Annotated in this window: 15 protein-coding genes and 1 pseudogene; 8 read left to right on the plus strand and 8 right to left on the minus strand. The window is 67.6% G+C overall.

The features are described from left to right. The first annotated feature begins 217 nt into the window (after positions 1-217). On the plus strand, positions 218-1,768 hold the full coding sequence (locus tag A5681_RS12035) for an MBL fold metallo-hydrolase (RefSeq protein WP_067274343.1): 1,551 nt from the start codon (positions 218-220) through the stop codon (positions 1,766-1,768). After that, positions 1,765-2,109: a hypothetical protein gene (locus A5681_RS12040; protein WP_067274291.1), complete on the plus strand. Its 345-nt coding sequence runs from the start codon at positions 1,765-1,767 to the stop codon at positions 2,107-2,109. Before A5681_RS12035 ends, A5681_RS12040 begins: the two co-directional genes overlap by 4 nt. Here A5681_RS12040 and A5681_RS12045 read toward each other — a convergent pair. After that, positions 2,092-3,516 carry a condensation domain-containing protein gene (locus tag A5681_RS12045; protein WP_067274294.1) on the minus strand — a complete coding sequence of 475 codons (1,425 nt, stop codon included), beginning with the start codon at positions 3,514-3,516 and terminating at the stop codon, positions 2,092-2,094. The genes A5681_RS12040 and A5681_RS12045 overlap by 18 nt on opposite strands. Before the next feature lie 434 nt (positions 3,517-3,950). Between A5681_RS12045 and A5681_RS12050 the strand changes: the two genes are divergently transcribed. Continuing rightward, positions 3,951-4,676: a GAP family protein gene (locus tag A5681_RS12050; protein WP_067274298.1), complete on the plus strand. Its 726-nt coding sequence runs from the start codon at positions 3,951-3,953 to the stop codon at positions 4,674-4,676. Between the two features lie 42 nt (positions 4,677-4,718). Next, positions 4,719-5,804: a PE-PPE domain-containing protein gene (locus tag A5681_RS12055; protein WP_067274302.1), complete on the plus strand. Its 1,086-nt coding sequence runs from the start codon at positions 4,719-4,721 to the stop codon at positions 5,802-5,804. Positions 5,805-5,807: 3 nt separating this feature from the next. Here A5681_RS12055 and A5681_RS12060 read toward each other — a convergent pair whose 3' ends face one another. The 4 genes from A5681_RS12060 to A5681_RS12075 form a co-directional block, all read right to left on the minus strand. Then, a complete protein-coding gene (locus A5681_RS12060) occupies positions 5,808-9,008 on the minus strand; it encodes an RND family transporter (RefSeq protein ID WP_082968327.1) in 3,201 nt (1,066 codons plus the stop codon). A 24-nt stretch (positions 9,009-9,032) separates the two neighbouring features. Further along, complete coding sequence (locus A5681_RS12065; protein ID WP_067274307.1) at positions 9,033-10,475, minus strand: condensation domain-containing protein; 1,443 nt, start codon at positions 10,473-10,475, stop codon at positions 9,033-9,035. Between the two features lie 159 nt (positions 10,476-10,634). After that, a complete protein-coding gene (locus A5681_RS12070; RefSeq protein WP_067274311.1) occupies positions 10,635-12,197 on the minus strand; it encodes a phytoene desaturase family protein in 1,563 nt (520 codons plus the stop codon). Positions 12,198-12,243: 46 nt separating this feature from the next. After that, complete coding sequence (locus A5681_RS12075; RefSeq protein ID WP_067274316.1) at positions 12,244-12,867, minus strand: TetR/AcrR family transcriptional regulator; 624 nt, start codon at positions 12,865-12,867, stop codon at positions 12,244-12,246. Positions 12,868-12,937: 70 nt separating this feature from the next. Here A5681_RS12075 and A5681_RS12080 point away from each other — a divergent pair, with 70 nt between their 5' ends. Then, complete coding sequence (locus tag A5681_RS12080) at positions 12,938-13,423, plus strand: DUF2834 domain-containing protein (protein ID WP_067274320.1); 486 nt, start codon at positions 12,938-12,940, stop codon at positions 13,421-13,423. Here the strand turns inward: A5681_RS12080 and A5681_RS12085 are convergent. Beyond that, positions 13,420-13,719 (minus strand): winged helix-turn-helix transcriptional regulator, encoded by a 300-nt coding sequence (locus tag A5681_RS12085; protein ID WP_231996294.1) that lies wholly within the window; start codon positions 13,717-13,719, stop codon positions 13,420-13,422. The genes A5681_RS12080 and A5681_RS12085 overlap by 4 nt on opposite strands. A 121-nt stretch (positions 13,720-13,840) precedes the next feature. Here A5681_RS12085 and A5681_RS12090 point away from each other — a divergent pair, with 121 nt between their 5' ends. Then, positions 13,841-14,362: a carboxymuconolactone decarboxylase family protein gene (locus tag A5681_RS12090; protein ID WP_197498581.1), complete on the plus strand. Its 522-nt coding sequence runs from the start codon at positions 13,841-13,843 to the stop codon at positions 14,360-14,362. Positions 14,363-14,387: 25 nt separating this feature from the next. Here A5681_RS12090 and A5681_RS12095 read toward each other — a convergent pair whose 3' ends face one another. Further along, positions 14,388-14,957, minus strand: coding sequence for a class I SAM-dependent methyltransferase (locus tag A5681_RS12095; RefSeq protein ID WP_067274347.1), 570 nt, complete (start codon positions 14,955-14,957; stop codon positions 14,388-14,390). A gap of 55 nt (positions 14,958-15,012) precedes the next feature. Between A5681_RS12095 and A5681_RS12100 the strand changes: the two genes are divergently transcribed. Further along, positions 15,013-15,762, plus strand: coding sequence for an AraC family transcriptional regulator (locus A5681_RS12100; RefSeq protein WP_067274330.1), 750 nt, complete (start codon positions 15,013-15,015; stop codon positions 15,760-15,762). Here A5681_RS12100 and serS read toward each other — a convergent pair. Next, a complete protein-coding gene (gene serS / locus A5681_RS12105; protein ID WP_067274335.1) occupies positions 15,759-17,021 on the minus strand; it encodes a serine--tRNA ligase in 1,263 nt (420 codons plus the stop codon). The two genes, A5681_RS12100 and serS, sit on opposite strands and share 4 nt — an antisense overlap. Before the next feature lie 112 nt (positions 17,022-17,133). Between serS and A5681_RS12110 the strand changes: the two are divergent. Continuing rightward, positions 17,134-17,452, plus strand: a pseudogene (locus A5681_RS12110) (hypothetical protein); the annotation flags it as partial.

Below are 17,452 nucleotides of genomic sequence, written 5' to 3' on the forward strand. Positions count from 1 at the left end.
CTCCTGGCTGTGAGTGACCCGAACTGCCGAAAAGGAGGCCCCCCGTGAGCTTCCCCGCGGCCCCCGTGCCGCCGCCGGAGGTGGTCGGCCGGTTTGCCGCCGGCAGGCCGGTGACGTGGGACGCCGATGATGCCGGCTCGCGCTAAGCTCGGGGGCTGAAAAGTCGTTAGCCGGCCGCGGGCGGTAAAGGTCCTTGCGGCGGCCCAGGAAGGTGTTTGTGCACGTCACCAGCGTCGGTCACGCCGGATTTCTGATCGAGACCCCAGCGGGCAGCATCCTCTGCGACCCGTGGGTCAATCCCGCGTACTTCGCGTCCTGGTTCCCGTTCCCGGACAACAGCCGGCTCGACTGGGACAGGCTGGGCGACTGCGACTACCTGTACGTGTCGCACCTGCACAAGGACCACTTCGACGCCAAGAACCTGGCGGAGCACGTCAACAAGGACGCGATGGTGCTGCTGCCGGATTTCCCGGTGCCTGACCTCCGAAATGCGTTGCAGGAGCTGGGTTTCTACCGGTTCTTCGAGACCAGCAACTCGGTCAAACACCGCGTCAGCGGCCCGAAGGGCGAGCTCGACGTCATGATCATCGCGCTGCGAGCGCCGGCCGACGGGCCGCTCGGCGACTCGGCACTGGTGGTTTCCGACGGCGTCACAACGGCTTTCAACATGAACGACGCCCGACCGGTCGACCTCGACATGTTGGCATCGGCGTTCGGCCACATCGACGTGCACATGCTGCAGTACTCCGGCGCCATCTGGTACCCGATGGTCTACGACATGCCGGCCCGCGCCAAGGAGTCGTTCGGCGTCCAGAAGCGGCAGCGGCAGATGGACCGCGCCCGGCAGTACATCGCCCAGGTGGGCGCGACGTGGGTCATCCCATCGGCCGGTCCGCCGTGCTTCCTGGACCCCGAGCTGCGCGACCTCAACGACGACCACGGCGATCCGGCCAACATCTTCCCGGACCAGATGGTGTTCCTCGACCAGATGCGCAGCCACGGTAACGACGGCGGCCTGCTGATGATCCCCGGCTCGACCGCGGACTTCACCGGAACCACCCTGAACTCGCTGAGCCACCCGCTGCCCGACGACCAGGTCGAAGCGATCTTCACCACCGGGAAGCAGGCCTACATCGCCGACTACGCCGAGCGCATGGCGCCCGTGCTGGCCGCCGAGAAGTCGCGGTGGGCCCCGCCCACCGGGGAACCGCTGCTGGAGCCGCTGCGTGCGCTGTTCGAACCGATCATGTCGCAAAGCGACGAGATCTGCGACGGTATCGGTTATCCGGTCGAGCTCGTGATCGGACCCGAGACCGTCATTCTGGACTTCCCTAAACGCACTGTGCGCGAACGCATTCCCGATGAGAAGGTCCGCTACGGGTTCGCCATAGCGCCGGAGTTGGTCCGCACCGTGTTGCGCGACCGGGAACCGGATTGGGTGAACACGATCTTCTTGTCCACCCGATTCAGGGCGTGGCGCGTCGGCGGCTATAACGAGTACCTGTACACCTTCTTCAAATGCCTCACCGACGAGCGAATCGCCTACGCCGATGGCTGGTTCGCCGAGACGCATGACGATTCTTCGTCGGTCACGCTGGACGGCTGGGAGATTCAGCGCCGATGCCCCCACCTCAAGGCGGACCTGTCGAAATTCGGTGTGGTGGAGGGCAACACGCTGACCTGCAACCTGCATGGCTGGCACTGGCGGTTGGACGACGGTCGCTGCCTGACGGCGCGGGGCCACGAACTGAGAAGTTCACGGGCATGACCGGCGCCCACGGCCAGTGTTACGACGACGGCCTGGTTCAGCTGGATCGTGCGGCGATCACGCTGCGCCGCTACCACTTTCCCTCCGGCACGTCCAAAGTCATCGCGCTGAACGCGGTTCGCGGGTACAAGGCCGAGGGGCTGGGCCTGCTCACGCATCGCTTCCGGATCTGGGGCAGCTCGGACTTGCGCCGCTGGCTGCCGCTGGACGTGAGCCGGCCGTTCAAGTCGACGCTGATCACGCTGGACGTGCCGGGCATCTCGCCCAGTCCGGCCTTCACACCGGCGCGGCCCGAGGAGTTCACCGCGCTCCTGGACGAGCTGCTAAGTCAGCGCGGTTAGCCGCGAGTGCGCGAGGACGTGGCCGCGTCTGCCGTCGGCAACCCGGAGATACGCCGACTTCAACGCGTCGATGTACCGGCCCACCGATTCGCGAGCGATGGGGTTGTCGGGAAACAGGACCGTCACCTTGGTCTCGTGTTGTAGCCGGATGACCCAGAGCGAGACTTGGTGGGATACCCTGCCCTCGTCGTAGATCCGGAAGTTCAAGTCGGAGTTCGCGACCGAGGACAGCGGGGCGATGCTGGCGTCCAAAAACGACATCACGAAGTTGCCGGGCCGGGGCCGGCCCAGACCCGCCGCAGGGGGCGCCAACTCCAGCACCCGGTCGAACGGAACGGCGGCCAACTCGATGCCTGAATCGAACGACGCCTGCGCGGAGTTCGCCGCGCGCTCGAAAAGCCCGGCGTCGACGTCGACGGTGACCGGAACCAGGCCGGTGAACCAGCCCGTCGTCATCAATTCCGTTGGCGTCCTTCGAGTGTCCGTGGTCGTTACCGCGGAAAACGTGTCGGCGCCGGTCAATTCACGGTGCGCGAGGCCCGCGCAGCCGAACACACCGCCGCTGAAGCGAGCACCCGCGGCGACGCAGGCCCGCTCGAACCGTTCCGTCTGCCGCTCGTCCAGCAACGTCTCGGTGACGAGCTTGCCGGCATACGGCACCGTCAGGTCGCCGAGTGGCAGCGGGAAGTACGGCAGGGTTCCATCGTTGGCGGCGGCGAAGTCGATCCACGCCCGCACCTCGGGGGAGTCCGCGGTCAACGCGGCCATCTCGTTCCATTGCTGCACGCAGTAGTCGCCGTAGCGCCCGGCCTCCGGGAGTTCGACGGGTGCGCCGCCCCCGATCAGAGTGGCGTACATCAGGTGGATCTCCGTGAAGAGCACGCCGACGATCATCGGGTCGACGCAGAGGTGGGCGATGCTCGCGTAGAAGGTGAAGTGATCATCGCTTTGCACCACTCCGAAGAAGAAACAATCCCATTGCAGCGGATGCGGGGTCGAAATGTGGTCGCGCAATTCCCGGGGCGTCAGCGCCCCGTGCTCGACCGGGACGAGTTCGATGTCGTCGGGGTTCGCGATGGTGTGGCGGACGATGTGTTGCGCGTCGCGGTACTCGAACCAGCTGTGGTAGGTGTCGTGCCGGCGAATGTGCGCATTGATCGCGTAATTCATGGCGCGGACGTCACAGCGGCCCGGGACCTCCCAGGTGAAGATCATCAGGCGGGACATGTCCAGACCCCGCGCCGCGTGATCGCTGTAGCGCCGGAGGTGTTGGGTTTGCTGGTAACTGGGCGGAACCATACTGGACGGCGCCGCTTCCGCTTTGGCCTTTGTTGCGGGTGAAGCGTGCCAACAGATGACGGAGCGCGCCTGCGGTGTCCAGTCTCGAAGCGTTGTTATGCCGAACACTGAATACCCTGCACCTCCGCGCTATTCGGCTCGGCGTGGCCGCGCGCCCGCCGGGCGATGCTCAGGCGACCTGCCATCCGCGCTGTCACCACGGAGCCGAGCCCGCCAGGGCGCCCCGCAGTCATCCCGCGGCCAGGCGTGTTCACGCTTCTACACGAAACCCCTTGATGGGCACCAACAATGGCGCCGCCGGACCGGCAGGACCAGCCGCCCAGGATCTCTCCAGCCGCAAGTGGTGCTGCGGGAATCTTCAGCATATCCGCTTTGGGCGGGGTCCGCCCTGCGACATCCCGTGTGCGCGTGACGTTTGGGTTACGCCCGCCTGAACGGCACCCGACGACATTCGCCATCCCTCTGACGTGGTCAGCGGGTACCGGCTTGTCCGGGCGAGTTTGGGCGCCGCGCCGGGGCCGGGTGCGGTACGGTTGCCCAGCATGTGGATCACCGTCCTGGTATTGGCCGGCTCGGTGATTTTCGAACCGATACGCCTCGGCCTGGTTGTCCTGCTGCTCAGTCGGCGGCGCCCGCTTATGCAGCTGCTGGCGTTCTTGTGCGGCGGCTTCACGATGGGCGTCGGCGTGGGCCTGATCGTGCTCTTCCTGCTACGGACGGCGCCTGCGGTCGGCCACCTCAGCGTGGCTCAAGTGCAGATCGCTTCGGGGCTGGTCGCTTTGCTGATCGCCGCCACGTTGGCCACCGGCGTTTCGGCACGCGGCCGTGCCCGCCCGGCCGAGGCGACCGTCGGGCCGGTCGGCGCCGGCGTTGCGCTGCTGGAGCGGCCGGCGCCGACCGGTCGCCGTCGACTTGCCGACCGTGCCCGCATCTTCTTGCGGCGCGATTCTTTAGGTGTCGCAGCGGTTAGCGGCATGGGCGCGGCCTTGCCGTCGGCGAACTACCTGGGCTCGATGGCCGCCATCCTCGCCTCGCACGCCGCGCCTCTGGCGCAGGTTCAGGCGCTGGTGGCCTTCAATCTGGTGGCCTTCACCGTGGCGGAGCTGCCGCTGATCGGGTATCTCGCGGCGCCCCATCAGACGCGCGCCGTCATGGCCCGGCTGCAGAGTTGGTTGCGCTCCCGCGGGCCCCGCGACATCGCCGCGTTGGTGGCCGCCGCGGGTTGTCTCATGCTCGTGCTCGGCCTGACCAGCCTCGGTGCGCGGTAGCATCCCTGCTATAGCTCTTTCGGTAGGCCGTGAGGAGAGTTCGTGAACAAACTGCTCACCTCGGCGATCACCGTTGGAACATTCACGTGCGCAATCCTTTTCGACGCCGGTAGTGCCGCCGCCGACACCGCCCTGATAGTGCCCGGCACGGCCCCGTCCCCGTACGGGCCGCTGAGGTCGCTGTATCACTTCGACCCCGCGATGCAGCCGCAGATCGACGCGAACTATTACAGTCCCGCGGCCGTGCGCCGTGTGGTCCCCTACCCGGGGAGCTTCTGGCCGGTCACCGGCCTCAACTCGCCGACCGTCAACAGCTCCGTGGACACCGGCGCCAACAACCTCGACGCCGCGATCCGCAGCACCGGCGGGCCCATCTCGGTGGCCGGCCTGTCCCAGGGCTCGCTGGCGCTGGACCGCGAGCAGGCGCGCCTGGCCCACGACCCGACCGCGCCGCCGCCCGGTCAGCTCACCTTCATCAAGGCCGGTAACCCCGACAACCTCCTCTACAAGGTGTTCGGGCCCGGGACGCACGTGCCGATCATCGACTACACCGTCCCCGCTCCCGTGGAGAGCCAATACGACACGGTCAATATCGTGGGCCAGTACGATCCCTTCTCCGACCCGCCCAACCATCCCGGCAATCTACTGGCCGACCTGAATGCGATTGCGGCGGGCGGATATTACGGTCACAGCGCCACCGCGTTCTCGGACCCGGCCCGCGTCGCGCCGTGGGACGTCAGGAGGACCACCAACGACCTGGGCGGCACCTCCACGACCTATTTCATCCGAAACTCCGAGCTGCCGCTGGCCCGCGCGTTGGTCGACGGCGCGGGGATGCCGCGCGAGGCGGTGGGACCGATCGACGCGGTGCTGCGCCCGATGGTGGACCGTGCCTACGACCCGGGCCCGGCGCACAATCCGGTCCACATCGTCAACGGCATCACCCACATCCCGACGATCTTCTCGGCCGTCTCCTGGCCCATCCGCGGCGCCCGCGCCGGCATCGGCCTGGCAACCGACTCCCTGGCCGTCGCCAGCCTGGCCCGAACCCTGACCCCCGGCCCCGGGCTCGGCAAGGGCGGCGTGCTGCGCAAGGTCGTCCGCGTGGTCGTCAAAGCCAAGAAGTAGGCGCTAGAGCCGCAGCCCGTCGCGCGGCGAAAAGCCAATCAGCTCTGGCGGTATCGACGCCGGTGACTTCTCTTCATCGGGCAGCAGCGGCTTGCGTCCGAGAGGCCGGCGGCGGCGCAGCGGCAAGCTCACGGACGCCCAGCCGGACGGCCACCACCAGTTCGCCCGCCCGACCAGCACGGCGATTGCCGGCACGGTCACCGTGCGCAGCAAGAACGTATCCAGCAGCAGGCCCGTCCCGAGAACGAAGCCGGCCTGAATCACCGTCGACAGGCTGGCGAATACCAGGCCGTACATCGAGGCGGCCATGATGAGGCCCGCCGCCGTGATCACACCGCCCGTGGACGACACGGTCCGGACGACCCCGGAACGAATTCCCGACGCGGATTCGTCCCGCAGCCGGGAAATGAGCAGCATGTTGTAATCGGCGCCCACCGCGACCAATATGACGAACGTCAATCCCGGGACACTCCAATGCATCTGCTCACCGAGGACGAACTGAAACACGATGACGCCGATGCCGAGGGCCGACATGTACGACACGATCACCGTGCCGATCAGGTACAACGGGGCAACGACCGCGCGCAGCAGTGCAATGAGAATGAGCAGCACCACGCAGATCGTCATCGCGATGATGAAGACCAGATCGTGATCGGAGTAATCGCGCGTCTCCTTGAGCACCACGGGCAGCCCCACCACCGAGATCTTGGCGTCGGCCAGCGTGGTATTCGGTTGGGCGCCTTGCGCTGCGGCCGCGATCGCGTCCACCTGATCCATCGCCGCGGTACTGAACGGATTCAGCGCGGTCTGAATCAGGTATCGCATCGCGTGTCCGTCGGGTGAAACAAACGCGCCGGCAAGCCTTTTCAACTGGTCGGTGGTCATTCCGCCCATCAAGTCCTGCATTCCGCCCGGCAATTGCGCCGGTTTGCCGCCCTCACCGGTGGCGTACGACAGCGCTTGTGCGGGAATGTAGAAACCCGCCATCGCCGGCGTCGTCGCCTCCTTCTTCATCGACAGCAAGAACGCCGACGCCTCCCCCAGCCCGAAACCCATCTTCTTGACCTGGTCGACCAATTGCTGCACGCCGTCGGCCAACTGCCTGCTGCCGTCCGCCAGCGTGTTGGTCCCCTGCTGCAAGAAGGTGATCTTGGCCCGCATGCCGCCCGGGCTGCCCATCCCCAGGGACCCCATCGCACCGATGACGGTCGACAGCGCCCGGCGCAACCCGGAAACCGTTGCCGCGAGCGTGTGTACGGCCTCGGTCGCCCGCAGCTCCCGCGCCAGTTCCGATATCTTGCCCAGCGTTCCGTCGTCGCGCGCGGTCACCAGCCGCTGCAGTTCCTCGCGCGCGTTGACGCAGGCGGGCTCCGCGCTGCACATCGGGCTGTTGTCGAGTGCACCCAGGACGGGGTTGGCCCAATCGGAGTTGTTGGCAACGAAATTGGCGTTGGCGCCGATGGCGTCACCGAGCGAACGCATCCCGTTGACCAGCCGTTCGGCGCCCTCGAGCTCGGCCAGCGCCCGGTTACCCCCGAAGATGTTCTGCAGCGTCGCCAGGGCGTCGACCAGGCCGCCGACGGCGGTCACGGCCTGATTGACCTGGGTGCGCACGTCGCCGAGCTTGCCCGCCATCGTGTTCGCGCCGCCCGCCAACCGGTCCAGATCGCCGGTGTGGTCGACGATCTGCTTGGAGCCCGCGTCCAGTTTGTCGCCGACTTCACCGGCCTGCCATGACGTCTTGGCCTGCTCCAGGGACTGTCCGGTGGGCCGGGTGATGCCCCGGACCATCGCGACGCCCGGCACCTGGCTGACGCGCTGTGCCATCTGTTCGAGGTCGGCGAGGGCCCTCGCGCTGCGCAGGTCATGCGGCGAGGAGATGAACAGGTACTCCGGGATGATCAGGTTGGTCGAGAAGTGTTTGTCCAGCGCGGCGTATCCGATCGAGCTTTCGACGCTGCCGGGCAGGGCCTTGCGATCGTCGTAGTTGTAGCGGGCCAGGCCCGCGCAGCCGGCCAGGATCACCAGCACCAGCGCGCTGGCCAGCAGGTGGGTCTTGGGCCTGCGCACGATATTGGCGCCTGATCGCCGCCAGAAGCGCCGGCTGAGGTCGCTGCGGGGTGCGATCCAGCCCCGGCGCCCGGCGAGCACCAACAGCGCCGGCAGCAAGGTGATCGCGGCGAAGAAGACGACGGCCACCGAGATGCCCAGCACCGGCCCGACCGTCCGCAGGATTCCCAACCGGGTGAAGATCATCCCGAGGAACGTGACCGCGACGGTCGCCGCCGACGCCGCGATCACTTTGCCGATGGACGCCAGCGCCTTGACCACCGCCTGATCGGAGTCCACGCCCTGACGCACGTAGTCGTGATATCGGCTGATCAGGAAGACCGCGTAATCCGTTCCGGCGCCGACCATCATCCCGCTCATGAAGATGACGGTCTGGTTGGCGATGCCCAGTCCCGCCGACGCGACCAGGGCCACCAACCGCTGGGCCACCACCGCCGACATCCCGATCGTCAACAGCGGCAGCACCATTGTGACCGGGTTGCGGTAGATCACCAGCAGGATGACGAACAACAGCACGACGATCGCCAATTCGATGCGCGCGCGGTCGCGCTGGCCGGTGAGGTTGAGGTCGGCAACCGTAGCCGCGGGGCCGGTCAGGTTGGCCGTCAGCGTGGATCCCGCCACGGTTTGCTTCACGGTGTCGGCGACCCGCGCGTACGCCTGTTTGGATTGCGGTGAGCCGAGGTCGCCGGGCAGCCCGACGGGCAGCATCCAGGCCTGGTGGTCCTTGCTGGTCATCAGCTCACGCAGCGGTGGCGTGCTGACGAAATCTTGCAGCATCGCCACGCTTTGGGGGTCGCGGCGGAGAGTTTCGACGAGTTTGCGGTAGGTGTCTTCGTCGGCGGGTGTCAGCCCCTTGGTGTCGCTGAGCACCACCACCGCGATGCTCTGCAACCCGGCTTCGCCGAACGCGGCGTTCATGTTTCGGGTCGCGGCCAGCACCGGGGCATCGGTTGGCAGGATCGCTACGGGGTGTCGCTGGGAGATCTCCTCCAGCGAGGGCGCAGTCAGCGATAGGGCACCCGCGAGTGCGATCCAGAGACCGATGACCAGCCACGGCCGTCGCCCTATCAGGCGCCCGAGCCGGGGGAAGATGCCCGGGGCGTCCTCCCGGCGGGTGTTCGCTAGTGCCATTTGAGAACCGGATTCTTGTTGGCGTTAGTAGGCGGCCTGCCGGTGGCGCTGGGCAGCGTTACCTGCACGCTCGGCCGCGCCGCCGTCGGCGATGCGGACGCACACGGATTTTAGGGCATCCAGGTATCGGGTCACGGAATTTCGGGCCACCGGTTGGCTGGGGAACAACACGCTGGCCGCGGTCTCGTCGAACCGCCCCACCATGGTGCTCAACGGGTAGGTGACCCTGCCGTCGCTGTGCGCGCCCACGGTCAGGCCCTCGAACAGTTGGGTCATCAGCGATAGCGGGTTAGCTTGGGCGTCAAAGAAATTCACCAAGTTGAACAGCGGCGGGGGCCTGCGCAGCGACGGCACCAATTCGACGACCCGCTCGAATGGCACCCTTGCGAGGTCCGCGCCCGCATCGAAGGACTCCTGGGCGCTTCGGGCGATGTGGTTGAAGGGCAGTCCGGCGACGGGAACGGTGACCGGGATCTGGCCGGTGAACCAGCCCTGCGTCGTGAAGTCGTCCTGCGTGCTGCGCGTGTCTCTCGGGGTTATGCCGAAATAGGTTTCGGCGCCGGTCAATTCGTGCACCGCCAGCGCGAGGCAGGCGAACATGCCGCCCACGAAACGGGCGCCCGCCCCGACGCAGGCAGCCTCGAATCGATGCGTCTGTTCCTCGTCGAGCAAGGTCAGGCCCAGCAGGTCGCCGCCATAGGGCACCGACTGGTCCCCGAGGGGGAGCGGGAACGGCGGGAACGTCCCGTCGTTGCGTTCGGCGAAGTCGGCCCAGGCGCGCACCTCCGCCGAGCCTTCGGTCAGCGCGGAGGTGTACTCCCGCTGCCGGACGCAGTGGTCGGCGTAGCTGCCGGCCGGCGGCAGCTCCACCGGCGGGTTGCCACCGGTCAGCTCCGCGTACATCGTCTGGAACTCCATGAGTCCCATCCCGACGAATTGTCCGTCGGCGTGCAGGTGATCGATGCTGGCATAGAAGGTGAAGCGGTCGGGCCGCTGAATCACGCCGAAGCGGAAGCAATCCCACTGCAGCGAGTCGGGTGTGGCCACGACGTGGTCCTGCAGTTGGGCGCTGGACAGCTCGCCGTGCTCGGTGAGTGCCAGCTCGATGTCCGCCGGGTCGGGGATGGTGTGCCGCACGATGTGGTCGGCGTCGAAGTATTCGAACCAGCTGCGGTAGGTGTCGTGCCGGCGCAGATGCGCGTTGATGACGTACGTCATGGCGCGCAGGTCGCAGCGCCCCGAGACCTCGACCGAAGCGATCAGCAGCCGGGAGTGATCCAGGCCGCGGGCGGCTTGTTCGCGCAAGCTGCGCAGGTGCCGGGCCTGGACGTAGCTGGGGGGAATCGGGCTGGCCGGCGCCGCGAGGGCCTTGGCGCGGGCCGCTGGCGATGGGTGCCACGAGAACAGGGCGCCGGGCGCAGGCGCCCAGTCCTTGACCGTTGAGACTTCCAATGGCCCGATCCGCACCGCTGCCTCCCGTACGTGGCACCGACGGCGGTGCGTGGAGAAAGCGTGCTCACCCGGGGGACCCGCCAAACACCGGTGGTGCTGAGGTTCCCCGGTAGCGTAGCCCGCGTCGCGGCGCGCCGCTTGGAACGACGTGCCACCCGCCCGGCGGCTCGAAGATCAGCCCGTGCGTTCTTCGAGCGCCTGCCGGGCCGCGTTGTAGCCGGGGATGAACGTGATGCCCGGCCCGCCGTGGCAACCCGCGCTGCCGAGATACAGACCCTCGATCGGGATGGTTTGACCGCGAAAACCCCTGGGGCCCGGCCGATTCGGCCCGATCTGATTGGGGTTCAGCAAACCATGGCAGTAATCGCCGCCGGGGGCGCCGAACATCACGCCCATGTGCTTGGGCGTGAAGGTGGTGTGCCGGATGATGCTGCGCTCGAAGTTCGGCGCCAGCCGGGTGATCTTGTCGATCACCCGCTGACCCATTTCGACCTTCGCGTCGCCGTAGTCGGCGCCGCCTTCGATCGGGAACCACAAGGCGAAGGCAGAGGCGGCGTGCTTGCCCGCCGGCGCCAGGTCCGGGTCGTTCTGCGTGGGAATCTGCAACACCACCGTCGGGTCGGCCGGGACGATTCCGCGGCGGCAGTCCTCCCACTGCTGCTGGACTTCCTCCGGCGTGCAGAACAGGCCGATCGATGCCTGCATGGCCGGGTCGTTGAGCGCCTCGTAGGGCGCGGCGAACTGCGGGGCCTCCTCCAGCGCGAAGTGCATCTGCAGATAGCTGCCGCGATGGTCGGTCCGGGCGTAGCGCTCCCGGATGTCGCCGGGCAGCAGCGCCGGGTCGATCAGTTCGTTGAGGGTGATGTCGGGCGCAATACCGGAGACCACGATCGGGGCGGTCAAGGTGTCACCGCCCTCGGTGCGCACCCCGCTCACCCGCCCCTCGTCGACCAGGATCTCGGTCACCTTGCTCCGCAGGCGGACCTCGCCGCCGTGGCTTTCCAGCAGCTCGCCCAGGTGCGAGGTGAGCGCACCGATGCCGCCGCGCAGCTTCTTCATCTGCATGGTGTCCCCGTCGGGAACACCCAGCCCGAAGGCCAGCGCGGCCGCGCTGCCCGGTGTGGCGGGCCCGCGATAGAGGGTGTTGACGGCCAGCACGGTCATCGAGCCGCGCAGCGCCCCGTGCTTCTCCCGGTCGGGAAGGTAGCGGTCCAACACGTCGGTGACCGAACCGAACAACATGTCGTCGATCGCCGAGCGTTCGAATTCGTTTGTGGCGCAGGCATACATCTCGTCGTAGGTCTTGGGTTGGGTTCCCGCCTCGAACCGGCCCAGCGCCCTGGTGGGCGCCTGGCTCCACGCCATCAGCCCCGCCATCCCGTTGACCGCGTCCGCCCCGTGCACCTCGTTGAGGTGGGTGAACAGCTTGATGGGGTCGCTGTACTGAATCAGCGGGTCGTCGCCGACGCCGCGCACCGCCACCGACATCACGTCGAGGTCGATCGTCGGCAAGGTGTCCAGGCCGAGCTCCTCGACGACCACCGTCGAGGTGGGGAACTGCACCGATCCGGCGATCTCGAACCGGTACCCGTCGAACAGCTCCACCGTGGATGCCATTCCGCCGGCGTACAGCTTGGAATCCAGGCACACCGTGCGCAATCCCGCCTTCTGCAGCAGCACCGCCGCCGCCAAGCCGTTGTGCCCGGCACCGATAACTATCGCGTCGTAATCAGACATATGACCTCCCGCACAGCAGGCTGGCATGCGGCCAAAGTTTTGTCAATTATGACGAAACTGTGGTGACCCAGGTACCGGAGATGCCCTCCCGCAGCGATTCCAGCGCGACATGCGACATTCGCGCCAGCTCCCCGAGGGATCGCTCCTCGCCAACCATCCAGGCCTCCATCGCGCCGAATACCGCGGCGGCGATGCAACGGGCGGTCACCGTGATCCGTAACCGCGCGTCGGGCTTCCGTTGCGCCTTGCAGCTACGCCTCTCCAGTTGCGCCTCGATCGCGTCGGCGAGGTCGGCCTGGACGTCGCGGATGTGGCGATGGATGCGGTCCTGGTCCAACTCACCGCCGCGCATTGCGGCGATTTTCGCAACCGCCTCAACGTCATAGGGGAACGCGAAGATGGCCGACTGAACGGAATCGATGACCGGTTCGTCGGCAGGTCTGGCGTCCAGCGCCGCGCGAAACCAGTTCAGTCCGGTGTAGTCGGCAAACAGCAGATCGTGCTTGGAGCTGAAGTGGCGATAGAAGGTGCGCAGCGAGACTCCGGCGTCGGCAGCGATCTGTTCGGCCGAGGTGTCCTCGACCCCCTGGGCCAGGAAGCGCACCATGGCGGCCTGGCGCAACGCCTCACGGGTGCGCTCGCTGCGCGCCGTCTGCGCCGGCCTGACCATGCAAGTAAGGTACCCCACCCCGCTTTTGTCAGTATTGACAAAACTTTGGACGCCGGGTCAGACTGCGGCCATGGTCTCGCTTCTTGTGCATGCAGTTCTCGGGCTCAGTGTCATCGGCTGGATCGTCGCCGCCAACCCGAAGGTCTTCGCCCGCCCGGCCGGCGGACCGTTGTTTTCCCCGCTGGAATGCGTGTATTACGTCGTCGGCATCGCTTCGGTCGCGTTGGGCTGGTACTTCAACGTCACCTACGTGCAGGAGTACTCGCACGGATCCACCAACCCGCTCTGGGGCGAGCACGGGAGCTGGGCCGAATACATCAGGCTGATGTTCACCAATCCGGCCGCGGACTCCGCGAGCCAGGACTACACGATCGCGAATGTGGTTCTGCTGCCGCTGTTTACGGTCGTGGACGGCTACCGCCGCGGGCTCAAACACCCGTGGCTGTACTTCGTCTCCAGCCTGTTCACCAGCTTCGCGTTCGCGTTCGCCTTCTACTTCGCCACCATCGAGCGGCAGCGCCGGCACGAGCAGGCCCGCCAAACGGTGGACGCCTAGCTCCCCTTCGCCCAGCGGCGGGCCCACCGGTCCAGCGGATCGAGGGCCTCGCCCAGCGAAAGGCCGGCCTCACTGAGCTCGTAGCACTGGTCGGCGCGCTGGAGCACCAGGCCCGCGTCCGTCAGTTCGCCGAGCCGGTCATACAAAACGCTGGGGGACATGCCGTCGCAGCGCTCCCGCAAAGCCCGCGCCCCCAGGGGCCCATCGCGAAGCTCCCACAGGATCCGCAACGACCAGCGCCGGCCGAGCAGATCGAGGGCCGCCATGAGCGGGCGCCCGGTTGTCGACCCCCGCACCGGCCGACCCGGCCGAGCCGCCGATTGACGTTTCGGATTTCGTAACGTAGCTTCCTTGTCCATGGTTACGGAAATAGTAACGCCTCGCATCGGTGCCCTCGAACCGCCGTACGAGGACGCCGTGGCGGCACAACTTCAGAAGATGATGCCGCCGAACGTTCCGCCGATCGCCCTGTTTCGCACCCTGGTGCGCAACATGCCCATGGTCGAGGCCATGACGCTCTGGGGCGGCTACGAGCTGAGCCGCTCGTTGTCGCTGTCGCTGCGTGATCGCGAGATCGTGATCGACCGCACCTGCGCTCGCTGCGGCTGTGAGTACGAATGGGGCGTGCACGTCGCGTTTTTCGCAGAGAAGGCGGGCCTCGATCGCGAGCAGGTCGGCTCCTTGACCCACGGCGGCGCCGACGATTCCTGCTGGACGGCCGAACGGGATCGCCTCCTCGTGCGGGCCGTGGACTCGCTCTGCGACCGTCGCGACATCGACGACGCCCTGTGGGCGGCGCTGCGCGGCGAGTTCGGCGAATCCGAGATTCTCGACCTCACGATGCTGTGCGGCTGGTACCACGCGATCAGCTTCACCGCACGTGCCGCCCGGGTGCCGCTCGAGCCCGGCAGCCCCACCTTCGCCGGCATCGGTCACTGATTAGCCCGCGGGCGGCCGTTCGCGCTCAGGTCGGTTTGCCGGCGCGCCACCGCTGCCGCCCCCCGGACGTCTCGACCCGCACGTCCGCGAAGCCCGCCTTGAGCAACCGCGCGCTCAGATCCTCCGGCGCGATCGGGTTGTAAGTGTCGGCGACGTGGAGCAGCCGGAAGGTCAGTGACGGGACGCCGTCGCTACCGGCGAAGGTCCCGCCCGGTTGCAGCACCCGGAACGCCTCGGTGAAAAGCCGGTCCTGCAATTCGGTGCTTGGAACGTGGTGCAGCATCGTGAAGCACACCACCGAGCTGAAGTGGTCGTGGGGCAGCCCGGTGGCGGTGCCGTCGCCGTGGATGATGCGGGCCCGGTCGCCGTAGCGGCGCTGCAAACGCTCGGCCATCGCGGCATCGACCTCGACGGCGGTGAGCGAACTGGCCCTGTCCAGCAAGGCGCGCGTCGTCGCTCCGTACCCCGGTCCGATTTCCAAAGTGCGGGAACCCAATTCGACTCCGTCCAGTGCCCACGGCAGCAGCTGCTCGGCCACCGCCTTCTCCCAGCCCGCCGAGCTGCACCGGCGCCGGTGCAAGAGATTCATCGCCATGACGGCCACGCTAGGCCGCCGCGGGCCCTGCGCGCTTTCGATATTCTGCCGTGTTATGTCGGGAATAAGCCATCACGGGCCGGCGACCTCGTCGCAGGCCCTGGCGCCGGGAGCACGGATCGAGCGGCACCGACACCCCTTGCACCAAATCGTCTATCCGTCTTCGGGCGCGGTCTCGGTCACTACCCCGGCGGGCACCTGGATCACACCGGCGAATCGGGCGATCTGGATACCGGCGGGTTGCTGGCATGAACACACGTTCCACGGCCACACGCAGTTTCACGGCGTCGCGCTGGACCCCCGCCGCTACCGTCGCGGCCCCGCGGCGCCGGCGGTGCTGGCGGTCAACCCGTTGATGCGGGAACTCATCATCGCGTGCTCACGGGCCGACGGAACCGACACCGACGCGCACCACCGGATGCTCGAGGTGCTGCATGACCAGGTGCAGACGGCCATTCCCGGTGAGCCACTGTGGCTTCCGACGCCGGTCGACGGCCGGCTCCGGGACGCGTGCGCGTTGATCGCCGACAACCTGCGTGACCCGTTGACGTTGCAGCAGATCGGCCGTCGGATCGGCATCGGCCAACGCACCCTGAGCCGCCTGTTCCGCGACGAGCTGGCGATGACCTTTCCGCAATGGCGCACCCAGCTCCGGTTGCAACGCGCACTGGTGCTGCTCGCCGAGCGCCGCGACGTCACCTCGGTGGCGTCCGAATGTGGTTGGGCCACAGCGAGTGCCTTCATCGACACCTACCGCCGGGCCTTCGGGCACACGCCGGGGCGGGCAATCGCCAGGACGCCCTAGCGGTTGGTGGGCTCGAGCAGCTCGGCTCCCACGTAGGGCACCAGCGCGTCGGGCACCCGCACGCTGCCGTCGGGCTGCTGGTGGTTTTCCAGGATCGCCACCAACCACCGGGTGGTCCCCAGCGTGCCGTTGAGGGTGGCGGCGGTCTGCGGCTTGCCGTTGTCGTCGCGGTAGCGCGTGGAAAGCCGGCGCGCCTGAAACGTGGTGCAGTTCGACGTCGACGTCAGCTCGCGGTAGGCGCCCTGCGTGGGAATCCAAGCCTCACAGTCGAATTTGCGCGCGGCCGACGATCCGAGATCGCCTGCGGCGACGTCGATTACGCGATACGGGACCTCGATGCGGGCCAGCATCTCGCGCTGCCAGCCCAGCAGCCGTTCGTGTTCGGCCTCCGCGTCGCCCGGCTTGCAGTAGACGAACCCCTCGACCTTGTCGAACTGGTGCACCCGGATGATGCCCCGGGTGTCCTTGCCGTAGCTGCCCGCCTCGCGCCGGAAGCACGACGACCAGCCCGCGTACCGCAGCGGCCCACCGGACAGGTCGAGAATCTCGTCGGCGTGATAGCCGGCCAGCGGCACCTCGGAGGTGCCGACGAGGTAGAGATCGTCGGCCTCGACTCGATAGATCTCGTCGGCGTGGGCGCCGAGGAATCCGGTGCCGGCCATGACCTCGGGGCGCACCAACACCGGCGGAATCATCGGGATGAAGCCGTTCTCGACGGCCAGGCGCAAGGCCAGCTGCAGCAGCCCCAGCTGCAGCAAGGCACCATGCCCGGTCAGAAAATAGAAGCGCGAGCCGGACACCTTCGCGCCGCGCTGCATGTCGATGAGGCCCAGTGATTCGCCGAGCTCGAGGTGGTCCTTCGGGTTCTTCAGGTCAGCGGGTTCGCCCACCACGTCCAGGACGCGGTAGTCGTCTTCGCCGCCGGCGGGCACGCCCTCGATCACGATGTTGGAGATCGCCATGTGCGCCGCGGTGAACGCCGCCTCGGCCTCGGCCTGCTCAGCCTCGGCGGCCTTCACCCGCTCGGCCAGTTCCTTGGCGCGTGCCAGCCTGGCCGGTCGCTCCTCGGCGGACGCGGAGCCCACGCTCTTGCTGGCGGACTTCTGTTCCGCGCGCAACGCGTCGGCGGACGAAATCGCCGCCCGGCGGGTGGCGTCGGCCGCCAGCAAGGCGTCGACCAGCGCCGGATCCTCGCCCCGGTCGAGTTGGGAGCGGCGCACGGCGTCGGGGTCTTCCCGGAGCAACTTCAGGTCGATCACGGCCCTGACACTACTTTTTCGGCTCCGCCCGCCTGGCAGAGCGTCCCACCTACAACCCTCCCAGGACTCACATCAGTAACTTTTGTCACACCACACAGGCGCTCCTGTCAGAATGGAGCCGATGTCGCAAGCGCCCGAGACCGACCTTCCGGAAGCCCCGGAGGCCGACGCCCCCGCCGCCAAGCCGCCACGGTTCGCGGCGGGCCTGCGGTGGCCGCGCAGCCTGCAGGCGCAGGCCACCCGGCGCGCCCTGCTGCTGACCGCGCTGGGCGGCCTGTTGATCGCCGGGGTGGTCACCGCGCTGCCGGTCGGCGGCACCGGCCCCGGCCGGTTGTCCGGCTACCTGGACGGCAACCCGGTGCCCACCACCGGAAACAAGAGCGACGCCGCATTCAACAAGGCGGCGAGCGGTGACTGCCTGACGTGGCCGG

The organism is Mycobacterium scrofulaceum (genome assembly GCF_001667885.1).
GTDB lineage: Bacteria > Actinomycetota > Actinomycetes > Mycobacteriales > Mycobacteriaceae > Mycobacterium > Mycobacterium scrofulaceum_C.

Bases quoted from the DNA above. Each gene is read 5' to 3' on its own strand.
- A5681_RS12040 (WP_067274291.1), top strand. From the start codon at position 1,765: ATGACCGGCGCCCACGGCCAGTGTTACGACGACGGCCTGGTTCAGCTG.
- A5681_RS12050 (WP_067274298.1), top strand. From the start codon at position 3,951: ATGTGGATCACCGTCCTGGTATTGGCCGGCTCGGTGATTTTCGAACCG.
- A5681_RS12060 (WP_082968327.1), bottom strand. From the start codon at position 9,008: ATGGCACTAGCGAACACCCGCCGGGAGGACGCCCCGGGCATCTTCCCC.
- A5681_RS12070 (WP_067274311.1), bottom strand. From the start codon at position 12,197: ATGTCTGATTACGACGCGATAGTTATCGGTGCCGGGCACAACGGCTTG.
- A5681_RS12075 (WP_067274316.1), bottom strand. From the start codon at position 12,867: ATGGTCAGGCCGGCGCAGACGGCGCGCAGCGAGCGCACCCGTGAGGCG.
- A5681_RS12080 (WP_067274320.1), top strand. From the start codon at position 12,938: ATGGTCTCGCTTCTTGTGCATGCAGTTCTCGGGCTCAGTGTCATCGGC.
- A5681_RS12095 (WP_067274347.1), bottom strand. From the start codon at position 14,957: ATGGCGATGAATCTCTTGCACCGGCGCCGGTGCAGCTCGGCGGGCTGG.
- A5681_RS12100 (WP_067274330.1), top strand. From the start codon at position 15,013: ATGTCGGGAATAAGCCATCACGGGCCGGCGACCTCGTCGCAGGCCCTG.